Annotated in this window: 12 protein-coding genes and 1 tRNA gene; 10 read left to right on the plus strand and 3 right to left on the minus strand. The window is 33.6% G+C overall.

Going from position 1 to position 17,534, the window contains the following annotated elements; all coding sequences use genetic code 11:
• The first annotated feature begins 930 nt into the window (after positions 1 to 930).
• From Q0138_RS03175 to Q0138_RS03200, 6 genes are all read left to right on the plus strand, one after another.
• The gene (locus Q0138_RS03175; protein WP_067147408.1) at positions 931 to 1,356 is read left to right on the plus strand and encodes a 30S ribosomal protein S12; all 426 of its coding nucleotides are present in this window, start codon (positions 931 to 933) and stop codon (positions 1,354 to 1,356) included.
• Between the two features lie 14 nt (positions 1,357 to 1,370).
• Complete coding sequence (locus Q0138_RS03180) at positions 1,371 to 1,934, plus strand: 30S ribosomal protein S7 (protein ID WP_297980824.1); 564 nt, start codon at positions 1,371 to 1,373, stop codon at positions 1,932 to 1,934.
• Positions 1,935 to 2,200: 266 nt separating this feature from the next.
• A complete protein-coding gene (locus tag Q0138_RS03185) occupies positions 2,201 to 4,396 on the plus strand; it encodes an elongation factor EF-2 (protein ID WP_297980828.1) in 2,196 nt (731 codons plus the stop codon).
• Between the two features lie 630 nt (positions 4,397 to 5,026).
• Positions 5,027 to 6,268, plus strand: coding sequence for a translation elongation factor EF-1 subunit alpha (tuf, locus tag Q0138_RS03190; protein ID WP_297980831.1), 1,242 nt, complete (start codon positions 5,027 to 5,029; stop codon positions 6,266 to 6,268).
• A gap of 255 nt (positions 6,269 to 6,523) precedes the next feature.
• Positions 6,524 to 6,832 carry a 30S ribosomal protein S10 gene (gene rpsJ / locus Q0138_RS03195; protein WP_297980833.1) on the plus strand — a complete coding sequence of 103 codons (309 nt, stop codon included), beginning with the start codon at positions 6,524 to 6,526 and terminating at the stop codon, positions 6,830 to 6,832.
• A 226-nt stretch (positions 6,833 to 7,058) separates the two neighbouring features.
• Positions 7,059 to 7,142, plus strand: a tRNA-Ser gene (locus tag Q0138_RS03200).
• Between the two features lie 1,114 nt (positions 7,143 to 8,256).
• Here the strand turns inward: Q0138_RS03200 and Q0138_RS03205 are convergent.
• A complete protein-coding gene (locus Q0138_RS03205) occupies positions 8,257 to 10,872 on the minus strand; it encodes a cation-transporting P-type ATPase (RefSeq protein WP_297980856.1) in 2,616 nt (871 codons plus the stop codon).
• Positions 10,873 to 11,147: 275 nt separating this feature from the next.
• The gene (locus tag Q0138_RS03210; protein WP_297980835.1) at positions 11,148 to 11,561 is read right to left on the minus strand and encodes a UPF0146 family protein; all 414 of its coding nucleotides are present in this window, start codon (positions 11,559 to 11,561) and stop codon (positions 11,148 to 11,150) included.
• Positions 11,562 to 11,861: 300 nt separating this feature from the next.
• Here Q0138_RS03210 and rimI point away from each other — a divergent pair, with 300 nt between their 5' ends.
• Positions 11,862 to 12,308 (plus strand): ribosomal protein S18-alanine N-acetyltransferase, encoded by a 447-nt coding sequence (rimI, locus tag Q0138_RS03215; RefSeq protein WP_297980838.1) that lies wholly within the window; start codon positions 11,862 to 11,864, stop codon positions 12,306 to 12,308.
• Between the two features lie 135 nt (positions 12,309 to 12,443).
• Here the strand turns inward: rimI and Q0138_RS03220 are convergent, their stop codons facing one another.
• Positions 12,444 to 13,373 carry a hypothetical protein gene (locus Q0138_RS03220; protein ID WP_297980840.1) on the minus strand — a complete coding sequence of 310 codons (930 nt, stop codon included), beginning with the start codon at positions 13,371 to 13,373 and terminating at the stop codon, positions 12,444 to 12,446.
• A gap of 35 nt (positions 13,374 to 13,408) precedes the next feature.
• Here Q0138_RS03220 and Q0138_RS03225 point away from each other — a divergent pair, with 35 nt between their 5' ends.
• The 3 genes from Q0138_RS03225 to Q0138_RS03235 are packed head-to-tail and all read left to right on the plus strand — an operon-like array spanning position 13,409 to position 17,231.
• A complete protein-coding gene (locus Q0138_RS03225; protein WP_297980842.1) occupies positions 13,409 to 15,601 on the plus strand; it encodes a phage tail tape measure protein in 2,193 nt (730 codons plus the stop codon).
• Positions 15,601 to 16,260 carry a DUF6046 domain-containing protein gene (locus Q0138_RS03230; RefSeq protein ID WP_297980846.1) on the plus strand — a complete coding sequence of 220 codons (660 nt, stop codon included), beginning with the start codon at positions 15,601 to 15,603 and terminating at the stop codon, positions 16,258 to 16,260. The genes Q0138_RS03225 and Q0138_RS03230 overlap by 1 nt, the downstream gene beginning before the upstream one ends.
• Before the next feature lie 14 nt (positions 16,261 to 16,274).
• A complete protein-coding gene (locus Q0138_RS03235; RefSeq protein ID WP_297980850.1) occupies positions 16,275 to 17,231 on the plus strand; it encodes a hypothetical protein in 957 nt (318 codons plus the stop codon).
• The last annotated feature ends 303 nt before the right edge of the window (positions 17,232 to 17,534 follow it).

Consider the following 17,534-nt stretch of genomic DNA (forward strand, 5'->3'; position numbering starts at 1 on the left):
TTTTTTAAATTTTAAATATTTTAAATATTTTAAATATTTTAAATATTTTAAATATTTTAAATATTTTAATTTTTTTAAATATTTCAATATATTATTTATTTTTTTTAAATTCATTGTTTTTAATTTGTTTTTAAAAGAAATTTTTTTATAATTTATTTTTAGGGTCTTTTAAAAGTAATTTTTTTTATAATTTATTTTTAATTTGTTTTTAAAAGTAATTTTTTATAAATTATTTTTAAAGTTATTTTTGCGGTTTAGCTTTTCACTTTTTTTAAATTTTTATAAAACTCTTAAAAAACCAAACCTTTATTAATAAAGTTAATCTAATATAGTGTTATAATAGGTTATATTATATTTTATTAAGATTCTCTATTAATTTAGGGCTTATTTTATATGATATTATTGCTATAATTCAGTTATTTCTTTAAAACTATTAGTTATTGTGTGCGTTTTTACTGTAGTTTTATATTTATAGCTTACCTATGATATTTTTACGTAAATTCTTCGGAATTTATTAATGAATTAGTTTATTATATTATTTTGCTAATTCAACTTGCTATTAATTGTATTTATTGATTTCCCACGCATTATTTTAGGGGATTTTATTAAATAAGTTCAATTAATGGTCTTAATTAAATTAGATTCTATAAGTTATTCTAATTTGTCATAGAAGTTTTGATTGCTATTATATTGATGTATTGTAAGCAAATTATTAGTAATTTCTATTGTTATCTTCAAATTGAGCTTAATCACCTTGATTTGGATAAAAATGTTTGAGATTAAATTTTATAAGTATTAAGAATTGACTTGTAAATATAATAGTAAATCGCAGCGGTGGATTTCTATGGATTAGAATCATTATTTTAATCTTATAATTTATTCAAAAACTTAAAAAGGGCTTTTTGCCTATAAATATTAGGGAGAATAAATATGCCAGGACTTTTTGCTGCTAAAAAGCTTAAAAAGAATAGACAAAATTTTAAATGGAAAGACGTAGATTATAAAAGAAGAGCATTACGTTTAGATGTAAAAGCAGACCCTCTCGAAGGGGCTCCTCAAGCAAGAGGAATCGTTATTGAAAAAGTAGGAATCGAAGCAAAGCAACCTAACTCTGCTATTCGTAAATGTGTTCGTGTTCAATTAATTAAAAACGGTAAACAATTAACTGCATTTGCACCTGGTGACGGTGCTATCGGTTTTATCGATGAGCACGATGAAGTTATGATTGAAGGTATTGGTGGACCATCCGGAAGATCCATGGGGGACATTCCTGGAGTACGTTGGAAAGTAAGTAAAGTAAACAACGTAGCTTTATCTGAAATGGTAAGTGGTAAGATAGATAAACCTGTAAGATAATTGGGGTAATTTTTATGAGTAATTTATTATTTGATAAATGGGACCTTGATGAAGTGGAAGTGGAAGATTTAGGTTTAAAAAGATACATCTGCTTAGATGAAACCATCGTTCCTCACACTTTAGGTAGACATGTAAAAAGACAATTTGCAAAATCCAAAGTTTCTATTGTAGAAAGATTAATGAATAAAATCATGAGAACCCAAAGAAACTCTGGTAAAAAGAACAAAGCTTACAATATTGTAAAGGAAGCTTTAGAAATTATTCACAAAAGAACTAAAAAGAACCCTGTTCAAGTTTTAGTTACTGCTGTAGAAAAAACCTCTCCTCGTGAAGAAACTACCCGTATCAAATACGGTGGTATTGGATACCAAGTAGCTGTAGACATTTCTCCACAAAGAAGAGTAGACCTTTCTTTAGGATTCTTAACCAGAGGAACTTTACAATCTGCATTCAAAAACAAAAGATCCGTAGCTGAATGTTTAGCTAGTGAATTAATCTTTGCTTCTGAAGAAGATACTAGAAGTTTCGCTTTACAGAAAAAAGAAGAAAAAGAAAGAGTTGCAAAAGCAGCACACTAATTTTAGTTGCTTTTTGTTTAATTTTAAAATTAATTTGGACGTTTATTGTTCTGTATTGATTTTAAATTTTTTAAGATTGGTTCGGATTTTTATTGTTCTGAATTGATTTTAAAACCCTTTTTTATTCATCGGATTTTTTTTATTTCCGATTTTATTTAGAATCCTATTAATTTGGATTTTTCCAGATTAATGCTAATTTTCATTTTTAATTAAATTAATTTTATATTGATTTATTATAATTTAGATATGTTAATATAGGTGATAATTTGAGTAGACGAGACAAAATGATTGCAAAAATCAAAGAATTGATGTACCAACCTAAAAACATTAGGAATATTGGTATCTGTGCACATATTGATCACGGTAAAACAACCTTATCCGATAACCTCCTTGCAGGTGCAGGAATGATTTCCGAAGAGCTTGCTGGAGATCAAAGATTTTTAGATTTTGATGAACAAGAACAAGCACGTGGTATTACTATCGATGCAGCAAACGTATCCATGGTACACGAATACCATGGTGATGAATATCTTATTAACTTAATCGATACTCCAGGTCACGTTGACTTTGGTGGGGACGTAACTCGTGCTATGAGAGCTGTAGACGGTGCAGTAGTTGTAGTTTGTGCAGTAGAAGGTATTATGCCTCAAACTGAAACTGTACTCAGACAAGCTTTAAAAGAAAAGGTTAAACCTGTTTTATTCATCAACAAAGTTGACAGATTAATCAACGAAGTAAAATTAGGACCTGAAGAATTGTCCAAAAAATTCATGGACATCATTCTCGAAGCTAACAAGTTAATCAGAGGAATGGTTCCTGAAGAAATGAAGGATGAATGGAAAGTTGATGTAACCGACGGTAGTGTAGCATTCGGTTCAGCTTACCACAACTGGGCTATTAACGTTCCAATGATGCAAGAAACTGGAATTAACTTTAAAGATATTATTGATTACTGTAATAATGATAAACAAAAAGAATTGGCTCAAAAAGTACCATTAGCTGAAGTATTGCTTGGTATGGTAGTAGAACACTTGCCATCTCCTGAAGTATCCCAAGAATACAGATGTCCTAACATTTGGGATGGAGACATTGAAAGTGAAGCTGGTCAAACCATGGTTAAAACCAACCCTGATGGACCTTTAGCTGTAATGGTTACCAATGTGTCTGTAGACAAGCACGCTGGTGAAGTAGCTACCGGTAGGGTATACGGTGGTACTGTAGAACAAGGTACTGAAGTTTACTTGGTAGGCAGTCACGCTAAATCCAGAGTACAACAAGTAGGTGTGTTCTTCGGTCCTGAAAGAGTTCCTACTGAAAAGGTTCCTGCTGGTAACATTGTTTACATCACTGGTGCAAAAGGTGCTACCGCTGGGGAAACCATCTGTTCTCCTGAAAACAAGATTGTAGAGTTTGAAGGATTGGAACACATTTCCGAACCTGTAGTTACAGTTGCTGTAGAAGCTAAAAACACCAAGGACTTGCCAAAACTTATTGAAGTTTTAAGACAAACCGCTAAGGAAGACCCAACCATTCACGTTAACATTAACGAAGAAACCGGTGAACACTTAGTTTCCGGTATGGGAGAACTTCACTTAGAAGTTATTGGTGTAAGAATCAACAACAAAGGTGTAGATATCAATACTTCAGAACCTATTGTTGTATACAGGGAAACTGTTGCAGGAAATACTCCTAACCCTGTTGAAGGTAAATCTCCTAACAAGCACAACAGATTATACCTTGAAGTTTCACCTTTAGAAGATTCAATCTTCCAAGCATTACAAAATGGTGACATCAAGGAAGGTAAAATCAAATCCAAGGATGAAGCTCAACAATTCATTGACAATGGTCTTGACAAGGAAGAAGCTAGAAGAGTATGGGATGTTTACAACAAATCATTATTCATCAACATGACTCGTGGTATTCAATACTTGGATGAAATCAAGGAGCTTGTTATTGAAGGTTTCGAATCTGCACTTGATGAAGGACCTGTTGCAAACGAAATTTCAATGGGTATGAAATTCACCCTTGTAGATGCAAAACTTCACGAAGACGCAGTTCACAGAGGACCTGCTCAAATTTTACCAGCTATTCGTAACGCTATTAAAGGTGGTATGATGATGGCTGACCCTACCTTACTTGAACCTGTTCAAAAGGTTTTCATTAACACCCCAACTGACTATATGGGATCCTGTACCAAGGAAATCTTGAACAGAAGAGGTCAAATCATTGACATGCCAACTGAAGGTGACATGGTAAACATTCAAGCTAAGGTACCTGTAGCTGAAATGTTCGGTTTCGCTGGTGACATCAGATCTGCAACCCAAGGTAGATGTTTATGGTCTACTGAAAACTCCGGTTTCGAAAGATTGCCAAGAGAATTGCAAGGTCAAATCATCAGACAAATCAGAGAAAGAAAAGGATTGGCTCCAGAACCATTTGGTCCTGAACATTACTTAGGCTAATCTTAAAATTTAATTTATTGTTTTTTAATCAACTAAGGGTTTTGACTTTGATTGAAGTTTAACTTTAATCAAATCTTTAATTTTTAGTTTATTTTTTTAATAAGGTTTAAAATTATAATTGTGGTTTAAAAATAGTTTTTAATTTAATTTAGGTTTAAAATCTAATTTTTAAAAATTGTTTTCAATGTAATTTAAGTTTAGAACTTAATTTTTTAAAATTAGTTTTTAATGGGATTTAAGATTAAACTTAATTTTTAAAAATTATTTTGTTTAATCCACATTATTTATTTTAAATTCTTATCAATTATTTTTATAATTTTTTTATGGATTTTATTCCTTGGAATATATATTTTCACATTGGAATGTATCCATAAAAAACATATAGTTTATATATTATAAGAAATATAATCATATACATATAGTTGAGTATTCTATATTACTGTATTATAATAATTCTAATAATTTAAAGGTTTTTTAATTTTTAAATTATTTTTCACATTTATTATTTGTTTAAAAAACATTATTTGTTTAAAAAGAACATTCGTTTAAAAACATTATGTTTTAAAGATATTATATACTGTAATTATTCTTAACTTATGAAATTATTATAACTTAAATGAGGTTTTTATAATGGCAAAAGCAAAAGAACATTTAAACTTAGCATTTATTGGACACGTTGATCACGGTAAATCTACTTTAGTAGGACACCTTTTATTAAAAGCAGGTGCTATCGCTGAACAACAATTAGATGACGGTGAAGACAAATTCAGATTTGTTATGGACAAATTAGGTGAAGAAAGAGAAAGAGGAGTAACCATTGACCTCGCTCACCAAAAATTCTCCACCAACAAATACGACTACACTGTAGTAGACTGTCCTGGACACAGAGACTTCGTTAAAAACATGATTACTGGTGCATCCCAAGCTGACGCAGCTGTATTAGTAGTAGCTGCTAACGACGGTGTAATGCCTCAAACCAAAGAACACATGTTCTTATCCATGACCTTAGGTATTAAACAATTAATCATTGCAATTAACAAAATGGATATGGAAAACTACAGCGAAGAAAAATTCAACGAAGTTAAAGATGAAGTAAGTGTATTACTCAAATCCATCGGTAGAAACCCTGCTGATGTACCTTTCATCCCTATGTCTGCATATGAAGGAGACAACATTAAAGAACTCAGTGACAACATGCCTTGGTACAAAGGAGATGCACTTATTCCTGCATTAGACAAATTAACCGCTCCTGAAAAACCTGTAGACTTACCATTAAGAATTCCTATTCAAGACGTATACTCCATTACCGGTGTAGGTACTGTACCTGTAGGAAGAGTAGAAACCGGTATTATGAAACAAGGAGACAACGTTATCTTTGAACCTGCTGGTGTATCCGGAGAAGTAAAATCTATCGAAATGCACCACGAAGTATTCCCTGAAGCTGAACCTGGTGACAACATCGGATTCAACGTAAGAGGTGTAGGTAAAAACGATATCAGAAGAGGAGACGTAGCTGGACACACTTCCGATGCTCCTACTGTAGCTAAAGAATTTACTGCACAAGTTGTTGTATTACAACACCCTGGTGTAATTACCGTTGGATACACTCCTGTATTCCACTGTCACACTTCCCAAACTGCATGTACTTTCTTAGAATTAACTTCCAAACTCGACCCTGCAACCGGTCAACCTGAAGCAAGCAAACCTGACTTCATCAGAACTGGTGACGCAGCTATCGTACAAATTAAACCTACTAAACCAATGGTTATGGAAGAAGCTAAAAACATTCCTCCAATGGGAAGATTCGCTATCAGAGATATGGGTCAAACCGTAGCTGCTGGTTTATGTCTTAAAGTTACTGACAAAAAATAAGTTTAATTCATAATTAAAGTACTTAATCTTAAGTACTTTTCATATTTTTTTATTAAGCTATTTTTAATAGTGATTTTAATTATTGTCTAAATGATTTTAAAAGATCTTATCTTTTAATTTCAAAAATTTATTTTTAGGTTTTAAATAATTTTATAAGTTTTTAATCTTTAGTATGTTAATCTAGGTTATTAATCTAGTTTTATCTAAAGATTGAAACTAGATTATTTTTATAACCTTGATTAGGAGGATTAAAACATGAATCAAGCTAGAATTAAGCTTACTGGAACTGATCCTGAAAAACTTAATGATGTTTGTGACCAATTAAAGAAAATCTCTGAAAAAACTGGTGTAGATATTTCTGGTCCTATTCCATTGCCTACTAAAAAATTAGTTGTTCCTACTAGAAAATCTCCAGATGGAGAGGGAAAAGCTACTTGGGAAAAATGGGAACTCCGTATTCACAAACGTTTAGTTGGTATCGGAGCTGACGAAAGAGCTATGAGACAAGTTATGAGATTAAACGTTCCAGATAACGTAAGTATTGAAATTGAACTTAAAAGCTAATTTTTAAGTTAAATGATCTGAAATTTTTCAGTTCATTAAATTTTCAATTTATTTTTTATTCAATAACTGAAAGACTTTAAATTTATTTTTAAATTTAAACTAAAATTTTTTAAAATTTTTTTATTAAATATCATTTGTTTATTAGACTTCTGAATAATTTATTTATTAATTTATTTATTAATTTATTATTCATTTATTTGTTATTTTTATATGTTTTACATATACTGCCGAGATAGTCTAGCCTGGTAAGGCGCGGGACTTGAAATCCCGTGGGGTCATCTCCGCCTGGGTTCAAATCCCAGTCTCGGCGCTTATTCTTATTTTACTTTTTTTTATCAGTTTTACATTTTCATTATTTTTATTACTTCATTACTTTTATTACTTCATTACTTTCATTACTTTCATTACTTTCATTACTTTTCATTACTTTCATAATTTTTTACTATTTTTTTAAAGAAATTTATTTTATTCTTAGTTAAATTTTTATAATTTTTTTTCAATATTTATTCAAAAATTAATTTTTAATTTAGTTAATATTTGGCAAAAAAATTTTAATTAATATTTTTAATGCTTTCTTCAATTAAATTAAATAAAAATTATTTTGATTTAATTATTTTAATCATTATTTTAATTAAAATGATGCTATAGTAAAATTAGTATTTTTATTTCATGATGGTATATATATTATCATAAGTATTAATAATCAATTAGTAAATTTTCAGAATTTTATTTTTAAAAATAGTAATTTCATTGAAAATTCAAATGAAATTTAAATTAAAATTCAAATTCAAATTAAGATTCTAATTGAAATTTTTGAAAAATAGGATAATTGTTTTAAAATTTAAAGATTATAATTCTTCTAATGAGTGTTTAGATTTGTTGTTTAAAAAAGAGTAATTGATAAATTAGTTTTGTATGGGTGGTGTTTTAAAAAGAGTAATAATATTAATTTTAAAAATTAATATTAAGATTTGTTTTTTAATTTGTATTGTTTAGCTGTATGCTTTTTTTCCGATTATTGATAATAATGCAATAACAACTATAAAACCTACAATCATTACAATACCCATTGCGCCAAGTCCGTTAACAATGTCTGCTACTAAATCCATAATTTGCCTCCTAAATATTCCTAATTATATAAAATAATTATAAACTTTTAAGTACTATTAAATTTATTTAATATACTATTTAAAAGTTAATCTTTTTATTTTAAATTTTTTTTATTTTCTTTTTTGAATTTATTTAAAGTTTTTTAATTAATTTTCTTTCCATTTTTATTGAAATTTTTTTAAGTTTTTAGTAATTTTTATTTTCTTTTTTTTATTGAAATTTTTTTAAGTTTTTAGTAATTTTTCTTTTCTTTTTAATTTTAAAAATTAATTTTATTAATTTAATTAATTTCATTTCATTTTATTTCACTTATTTTACTGAATTAACTTATTTCCTATTTTGTCAGTTACAAGAATTAGTCCTGAAATTACAATTATTAAAATCCAATCGAATAATCCAATTGCACATGTTTTAAAGATTATCTGGAGGTATGGAACATAAATTACAAACAATTGCAATATGAATGAGCCTATCAATGAAATCCAAAGACTTGTATTGACTTCATTTGAGTTGGATCTGTAATTCAATGCATTGAAGAGCTGATACATTACAAAGACTGTAAATGCCATTGTGATTGCTTTTGTTGTGTTGTAGTTCATTAATTCATAAATAAAGAGACCAAGGGTTCCAATGGTCATTACAACACCAGACAATAGTATTTTCATCATTGTGCTATTGTCTATAAGTTCCCCCTTTTCAGGTGCCCTTTCCATAATGTCATCTTCGCAACCTTCCAGACCTAATGACTGTGCTGGAGGTCCATCCATAATAATGTTTATCCAAAGAAGCTGTATTGGGGTAAATGGGGTTGGAATCGGCATTAATGAACCGATTGTAATTGTTAAAATTGCTCCAATATTTGTGGACAATTGGAATTTAAGGAACCTTTTAAGATTGTCATAGATTGTTCTTCCTTCCTTGATTGAATCTACAATTGTTGCAAAGTTGTCATCCTGAATGATCATGTCTGCAGATTCTTTTGTAACTTCTGTTCCGCTTCCCATTGCAACTCCAATAGCTGCCTTCTTTAATGCAGGAGCATCATTTACGCCATCTCCAGTCATTGAAACGGTATGTCCCTTCCCTTGAAGAACCGCTATGATTCTTCTTTTCTGTTCAGGATAAACCCTTGCATAAACGCTGATGTTTTCAGCGATTTGAGAATATTCCTCATCGCTTAGATTATCCAGTTCCTCCCCTGTTAAAATGCTTTCATCTTCGCCGGAGTTTTCATTATTGAGGATTCCAATTTCTTTTGCAATTGATTTTGCAGTGTCCTTATGGTCTCCTGTAATCATGATTACCTTGATTCCTGCCTTTTGACAGTCAGCAACTGCAGTGATTGCTTCTTCTCTTGGGGGATCCATTATTCCAAGCAATCCTGTAATAATCAAGTTCTTTTCAAGCAAATCCTCCTTCATTTGGGAATTGCTGTGTTTTTTATCCTTTTCAATTTCTTTTAGTTTTAAGAGAGTTTCTGAATCTATTTTTTTATATGCAAGTGAAATAACCCTTAATGATGAATTTGTCATCTCATCAATTTTTGATTTAAGATTGGTTTTTATGTCTTCACTTAAAGGGACTTGCTTTCCATTTTCATCTATAAATTCGCTTCTGCTTAAGATGTATTCTGGAGCGCCCTTTGTTAGGACGTAATATTCATCTTCCTGGCCGGATTTTTTTGAATAGATTATACTCATTCTTTTTCTGGAACTGTCCAAAGGTATTTCATCTATTTTTTCATAGTCTGACCTTTCCTTAAGGTCAATGAAACCCTCTTGCTTTGCATAAAGGTATGATGCAGTGTCTGTAGGGTTTCCAATCAATGTTTCATTGTCATATTTTGAATTGTTGCACAGTCCTGAAATAAGGATGGATTTTTCCTTGTTTGTAAAATAGGATTCTCTAACTGTCATCTTGTTTTCTGTTAATGTTCCTGTCTTGTCGGTACAGATGACTGTACATGAACCTAATGTTTCAACAGATGACAATTTCTTAACGATTGCCTTGGATTTTGCCATTTTTTGCATTCCTATTGCAAGGGTCAAGGTTAAAACTGCTGGCAATCCTTCTGGGATTGCAGCTACAGCCAGTGAGACTGCAGTCATGAATCCTTCCAAAATGTCCATGTCCTGGTAAAAGTCTATGAAAAAGACTCCGATACATACAATGATTGCCAATACTCCAATTGTCTTTCCAATTTTATTAACCTTTATGCTTAATGGAGTTTCAACTTCCTCATCCTGGATCATCTCAGCTATCTGTCCAATGCTGGTATCCATTCCTGTAGCCATGACCACTCCAATACCTCTGCCGGTTATGACATTCGAATTCATTGAGACTATCTTGGATTGGATTTTCTCTTCCTTTGAAAATTTTTCAATATTTTCTATCTTTTCGCCGAAGTTTTCAATATCCTCATAATCAGTATCCTTTTCAACCAGTTCTGATTCTCCGGTAAGTGATGATTCATCTATGTGCAGATCATATGATTCGATTAGAATTAAGTCTGCAGGGACCTTAAATCCTTCCTCGATAATTACAATATCCCCTAGAACAAGTTCCTCTCCAGGGATTTTTCTTATTTCATTTTCCCTTTTGACATAAGCTTCTGTCTTAACAAGGCTTTTAAGCTCTTTCATTGCATTTTCAGCACGATATTCCTGAATAAATCCTATGATTGAATTGATTATGACAACAACAAGGATTACAATTGCATCAAGGTGGTTTCCAATTGCATAACTGGCTATCGCTGCCACTATAAGTAATCCTATTAGAATGTCTATAAATTGTGAAAGAAATAGTTTTAATGGTCCTTCCTGTTTTTTCTCCTTAAGCTTGTTTGGACCATACTTGTTTAATCTAATATTGGCTTCTTTAAAACTTAAACCTGTTTCTGAGGTCTTATATTTTTCAAATATTTTTTCAATCAAATTTAAGTCTCCAAGAATATTTTTTAAAGTGAAATGTTAAGGTGTGTTTTTAAAATTAATTTTAATTAAACTGTATAAGTATTTTTATTTTTTAATTTAATTATATAAATAATTTAATATTTTATTAGTGGGATTAGTTTGGTTTTTTAGTTTAGATTTTAATTTTTTTCTTTTTAGTTTAATTAATTTTTTAGTTTTTAGTTTTAATTAATTTTTTAATTTTTTAATTTTTTAATTTTAATCTTAATTAATTTTTATTATTTGAAAAAAAATCATTCTTCTAGATAAATATAAAATGAAGCTCGATTATAGTTTTTTAGTATCATATTCGGATTTTTAATGTTTAAATCCTCATTAAATAGTGGTTTAATAATCAAAGTGCACTCGAGTTTATTTCTAAGATCCATTATTGCATTTTGAATCTCAAAGGGAGGTCTGATGGAAAATAAAATGTCTGTGTCTTTATATAGTTCCATATTTGGATTAAAAACGTCATCTTGGATTACATCTTCACTTGAAGGGTCTATATCTGTCATTATCAGTTCAATGTTTTCCCTTTCCTTCAGGTGATTTGAAATATTGTGGAATTTTCCAACTCCTATTTCCACAATCTTTGTTTTTTCATTTGTCTTGGCGGTATTTTCATCGCATAATTTGATTATGAATTCCTCTAAATCATCCCACATTTTATTGCCCTTTTTTCTTTTGATTTTTAATTATATTTATTAAACTTATGTTTTTAATATTTTTGTCATTGTTTTATGGTTTTTTTAAATTTATGTTTTTTTTATTTTTTTGCATTGTTTTTATGGTTTTTTTTAAATTATGTTTTTAATATTTTCTTTTTTTGTTCTTTATTAGGATTTTAATTAAAATTCTTTTATTTGATGAGTTTAATCAAGTAATTTTTATTTGAATGGTTTACTATAATAAACTATATTAAGATTTAGAAATATATTATAATTTATATTTTTTTAGGTAATATTATGTATATTCGTGAATTTAGACCTGCTGATTTGGGAAGAGTTTATCAAATAGAGATTGAATCTTTTTCAAATCCGTATGATGTAGCAATTCTTCAACAATTGTTTGATATTGGTGCAGGTTTTTTAGTGGCAATTGAAGATAATGATATTGTGGGTTATATTATATTCTGGGTAAAGGAAGAAGGTTTAGGCCATATTATAGCATTGGCTGTTGACCCTAAGTATAGGGGACAACATATTGCTACCCGTTTACTCATGATGGCTACAAGAATCTTTAAAAATTGTGATATATTTAATATTACATTGGAAGTTAAGGCACATAATGATGTTGCAGTTAAGTTTTATGAAAAGTTCGGTTTTGAAATTGATAGAAAGGTGCCTGGCTATTATGAGGACGGTTCAGACGCTTTTGTAATGTTTTTAAGGTCTGAGTCCATTCAAAATTAGATATTTTTTTAGAATCCTTTATAAATTTTAATTTATTTATTTTATTTTTAAATTAATTTTATTTATTTAATTTATTTTATTTTTAAATTAATTTTATCATTTGATTAATTTTATTAATTTAATAAATTAAATTTTCTAATTTTGCCCTTTGGTCAAGTCTAACTTATATGTTAGGTTATTTTCTTTTTTCAAGTCACTTAACTCTCTTTTGAACTTAATATACTCTTTTTCAACTTCAAGCAGTGATTTAACCAATCCTTCCCTATAATTGTTAACTTTCTTCTGGTCCAGCAAGAACTTCTGTTGGGTGTATGGTTTGGAATTGACTATTCTGGAGATTTCCATTTCTTCCAATTCAATATGGATTTCAAGTTTCTTTGAATAATCCTCCAATTCATCAATTGTTTCTGGAACATGAGCTATCTTATGCATTTCTATCAATGTTTGGCAGGATTGAAGTTCATTTAAATCCTTATCCTCATAAGCTTCCTTAGCATTGAAAAACAAGGTTTCCTCATATTCATTTGCATCGTATAGGATATCTGGATGTAATTTTCTAATGCAATCTTTATATGCAAAATCAAGCTCTTTTTGAGGTATTTTCTTATTTAGATTATTTTTATGCTCATCAATAAGGATATTGACTCTTGCGGTTTCTGATTCTACTTCAATATCCTCTTGCTTGAATTCATTTTCAATATGATTTTCAATTTCCTTCATGTTTATTTTTGGCTTGTTGATTTTTGTTTGATTGATTTTAATCTGATTAGCTTCCAATTCATCCAAATCCTTGTTGAATAAGTTGTTTTCCTGTTTTTCAACCATTTTTTTAATTAATTGGATAGTTCTTTTTGTCTTTTTTATTCTAAGTTTATAGTCTTTTATTTTGTATTTATAAACTCCGAATTTTAAAGCGTAATCAATTTCAATATCTCTGCAAGTAACACTGTTTAGGTGGTCTTCTTCAAAAATTTTACTGACGAGAATTTCCTTTAAATAGTCTATTTCATTGTTTAAGCTTTCAATCTCTTCTGTATTTTTTAAAGAATTTTCTGAACTGATCATTTTAAACCTCTTTTTGGGATTCTTTCGAGGGTAAGTTGCTCGGATTGAATCAGTTTATACAATACTTTGACCGCCTCAATCAGACGGTAGAAGCAACCTTGCGTCCGGGAGCGGAGCTTAATGCTTCGCTTGCGGATCTGCAAGCCATCTCCAATGCCACCGGCAAAGAGTTGGAAACCATAGAACGGTTTGCCCGCTCCACAGCAAAAGAGTTTGGCGGTTCTGCAGCACAGTCCGTGGAATCGTACAAACTTTTGTTGTCGCAGTTATCGCCGGAACTTACCAAGGACAGCGCGGCACTTGCTGCGATGGGTAAGAATATCGCCATATTGAGTAAGACAATGGGCGGGGACACGAAAGCCGCCGCCGAGGTTCTGACAACCGCCATGAACCAATACGGTGTGTCGCTTGCAGATCCGATGGAAGCGAGCCGCAAGATGGCGGAAATGATGAATATAATGGCGGCTGCCGGACGCGAGGGATCTGCCGAATTGCCGACAATCAAACTGGCTCTCGAACAATGCGGTATGGCAGCCAAAGCCGCTAACGTTTCATTTGCCGAAACCAATGCCGCTATACAGGTACTCGACAAAGCCGGAAAGAAAGGTAGCGAGGGCGGCGTAGCATTGCGTAACGTAATGACGACGCTTGCACGTGGTCGTTTCTTGCCTAAAGACGTGCGCGAGGAACTGACTGCCGCCGGTATTGATATTAACAAACTAACGGATAACTCCAAGAGCCTTACGGAGCGTCTCACGCTCTTAAAGCCGGTAATGAATGACGCAGCGTTATTCAGTAAATTATTCGGTCGTGAGAATACCAACGCTGCAATGGCGTTGATACAAGGTATTGACAAAGTAAATGAGTGGACGGACGCGATAACCGGCACCAATACCGCCGTTGAGCAAAGCCAAATTATTATGGAAACCTATAATGAGAGGCTTGCCCGCGTACAGGCGCAATTTGACGATTTCAAAATATCCATATTCAATGTAAGCGGGGATTTCGGCATTTGGGTGTCTGTTATCATTCAATCCCTTACGCCGCTTGCACAGTTGGCTCCGCTTATTATGGGTATTGGAAAAGCCATGTTGTTTGTGCGTGCATTGGATTGGGGCGGTATGTGGAAAAAGATACGCAACCAAATTATTGCAACAACATTCAGTCTTGGCTCGTTTGGCTTTTCCTTGGGGCTTACCTCGTTAAGTTTTGCGGCATTTAAGACGGTGGCGGTTAGTGCCTGCCGTGCAATAAGTGTCGCTATTATGAATATACCCATACTCGGTTGGATTGCTGCAGCAATAGCAGCTATTATAGCCATTGTGCAAGTCCTTTGGAACAAGTGCAAGGGCTTCCGCGTATTTGTGTTTACAGCGTGGGAGGCTATCAAACGTATATTTGAAATGTTCGGTATGCTGTTGAGCAAAATATGGAATTGGCTCAAAGGTTATATCGACATGGGAATTGCCAAACTCGCAGAACTCCGCCAATGGTTTGCGGGCATGATTCAGCGTGCCGCCGAAAGTATCAGAAGCTTTTTTGCAACAATAGGCGAATGGCTGCGTAATGTAGGTGCGTGGATTATGGGGATTGTTAGTAAAGTCGTGTCATGGTTTGCTACATTGCGTCAGCGTATCGTCAACGGTTTTAGAACTGCCATAAATTGGATAAAAGGAGTATTTGCGGGTGCGTGGGCTTGGGTGTCCGGCATAGTTAATGCCATTGTCGCCAAACTATCCTCGATATGTGAGCCGCTTGTGTCCGCATTCCGTACTGCCATAAACAAAGTAAAGGGCTTTTTCTCGTCAGTTATTGACTGGGTACGAGACAAATTCGACAAAGTTGTTGGTTGGATTATAGACGTTTACAACAAAGCCGCTAAAGTCTTTAATTGGGAACAAATCAAAATGCGCGGTCGGGAAGCTGCCGACGCAAGTTGGGCGGCGGATCATCCCGAGGAAAATCCCGTGGACGCAGACGCAGGCGTTAAACAAGGTAACGCAGGTGCCGGTACAGAAAAAGCGGATCCAATTTCAAAAGGAATTAACGGTATCGGCGGTAATGCTGACAAATCCGACCGTATCAAGAATATAAACATTACCATTGACAAACTGATTGACACTTTCAACATTCAGACAACCACCATGCAAGAAAGCAGCGAACGTATTAAAACGATGGTTGCAGAGGCATTGCTTTCGGCTGTTAATGATGTAAACCTTGCCATGTAATGAAGAACTACAATTTGCAAATAGGATATGCCGCTTTTATCGCTGCAAGTGTAGCGACGCAGGTTGTGCGCCCGCAACTGTATAAGTTCAAGCCTTTACAACAGGCAGATCCGACCGACTACAAACTAAACGAGCAATACGAGCATATACCATCAGCCGCGCCCTCCGGCGAAAACACCATATCGCTTGCCGAGGAAAAGTGGAACGGCTCCGATGATTATTGGTTGGGGCGCAATGTGCTTACTGATTTGGTTCTTCGTGTGCCGGACAAAGGTGTGCTTACCATTCCCGATGTTACTATCAATGTGTCGAAACAAAAGGAGATAGTAAAAACTGCCATTGTAGGGCGTGCCGGTACTATCAAAGAATATATTACCGATGGAGACTACCAAATAGAAATGAGTATTGGGGTCGTGGCTGTAGATGAGAACAACGAAATTATAGACCAATACCCCGAGAAAGCCATGAGTACGTTACGCGAGGTGTTCGAGGAAGACCAGACAATCGAGGCAAGCAGCACCTTTTTGGACATGTTCGGCATTAACAAGATTGTCATTACTGGCTTTTCTGCAAAACAGATGACTTACGCCAACAGGCAAGTCGTTGAGGTCTCGGCATTGTCTGACGATGATTATATAATCCAATCCACAGACTATTAAACGGTATTTGAATTATGCTTAAACTGTGTGCAAAAGTTGAAATAAAAGGATCCAAAACGTGGACGTTTGAGAAAATATCCTCGTGCGAGATTGTGCGAGATATGGACGCACTCACGACCACGTGCACGCTCATATTGCCTCGCAAAATAAAATGGCAGGGGGAAGCGTCAAATCCTATTAAGCGCGGTGACGAAATAACCGTGTGGCTTGGTTACGATGACGATTTACAGTTGGCATTTAAGGGGTATGTATTACAAAAGGGCTTTAAGGCTCCTATCGAGATTAAATGCGAAGATGAAATGTTTGTGTTGAAGCAAACACCGGCTGTCAAAAAAACATACAAGAGTGTTACGCTTGAAAGCCTGTTGAAAGACCAAAACATAAACTACACAATAAAGGTACTTGGTGAGCAAAATGTCGGGCAGTACCGCGTGAATGTGGATAATGTAGCGGAGCTATTGGCGCACCTTAAAGAAAACAGCATAAAGACGTTTTTCCGCTTGGAGGACGAAAAGCCGGTTTTATACTGTGGTGTTATGTTCGACCACAACACCGGCATACGGCAGGTATTTGAAACCGGCATAAATATCATATCAGATGACAGCCTCGACGAACAAAACTCCGAGGACGTAAAGATAAAGTTAAAGGTTGTCAGTTTACAGCCGGATAACAAGAAAATCAAAGTAGAGGTTGGCGACAATGACGGCGAACGCCGCACGCTCCATTGCTACGGCAAAAGTGAATCAGAGGCAAAGGCATGGGGAAAACAGGAACTGGAGCGGCTGAAACGTGACGGTCTGACAGGATCCTTTACTACATTCGGGCATTTGCTACTTGACCGGCTCGACATAATCGGCATAAAGATAGATGGTGAGCGAAAGGGTAAATACCAAGTGCAGAAAAATACTATAACATTCGGGTCGGGCGGTTTCCGCCAAGACATAACATTAGGAGCAAGGGCGGCAGAATGAATATAGCAGAAGCCATAAGGCAAATAGTTTTAGGTGGTGATTTGGAACTGTATCTCAAAGTTTGCACCGTGGACGATGTGGACGAGGACGCACGCACCATCGAATGTACCCCTATCGACGAGGGGGCACCGCTTACAGGCGTTAATCTGCAAGCAAATCAAAACGGCGAGAATGGCATTGTTTTGTTCCCTGCAAAAGATTCGTATGTTATAGTCGGCTTTCTCAATCCATCGGTTGCGTGCGTAGTACTGACAACGGAAATTACCAAAGCGATTGAGATCGGAAGAGCACACGTCTGAACTC

The organism is uncultured Methanobrevibacter sp., from assembly GCF_937906425.1.
Taxonomy (GTDB): domain Archaea; phylum Methanobacteriota; class Methanobacteria; order Methanobacteriales; family Methanobacteriaceae; genus Methanobrevibacter.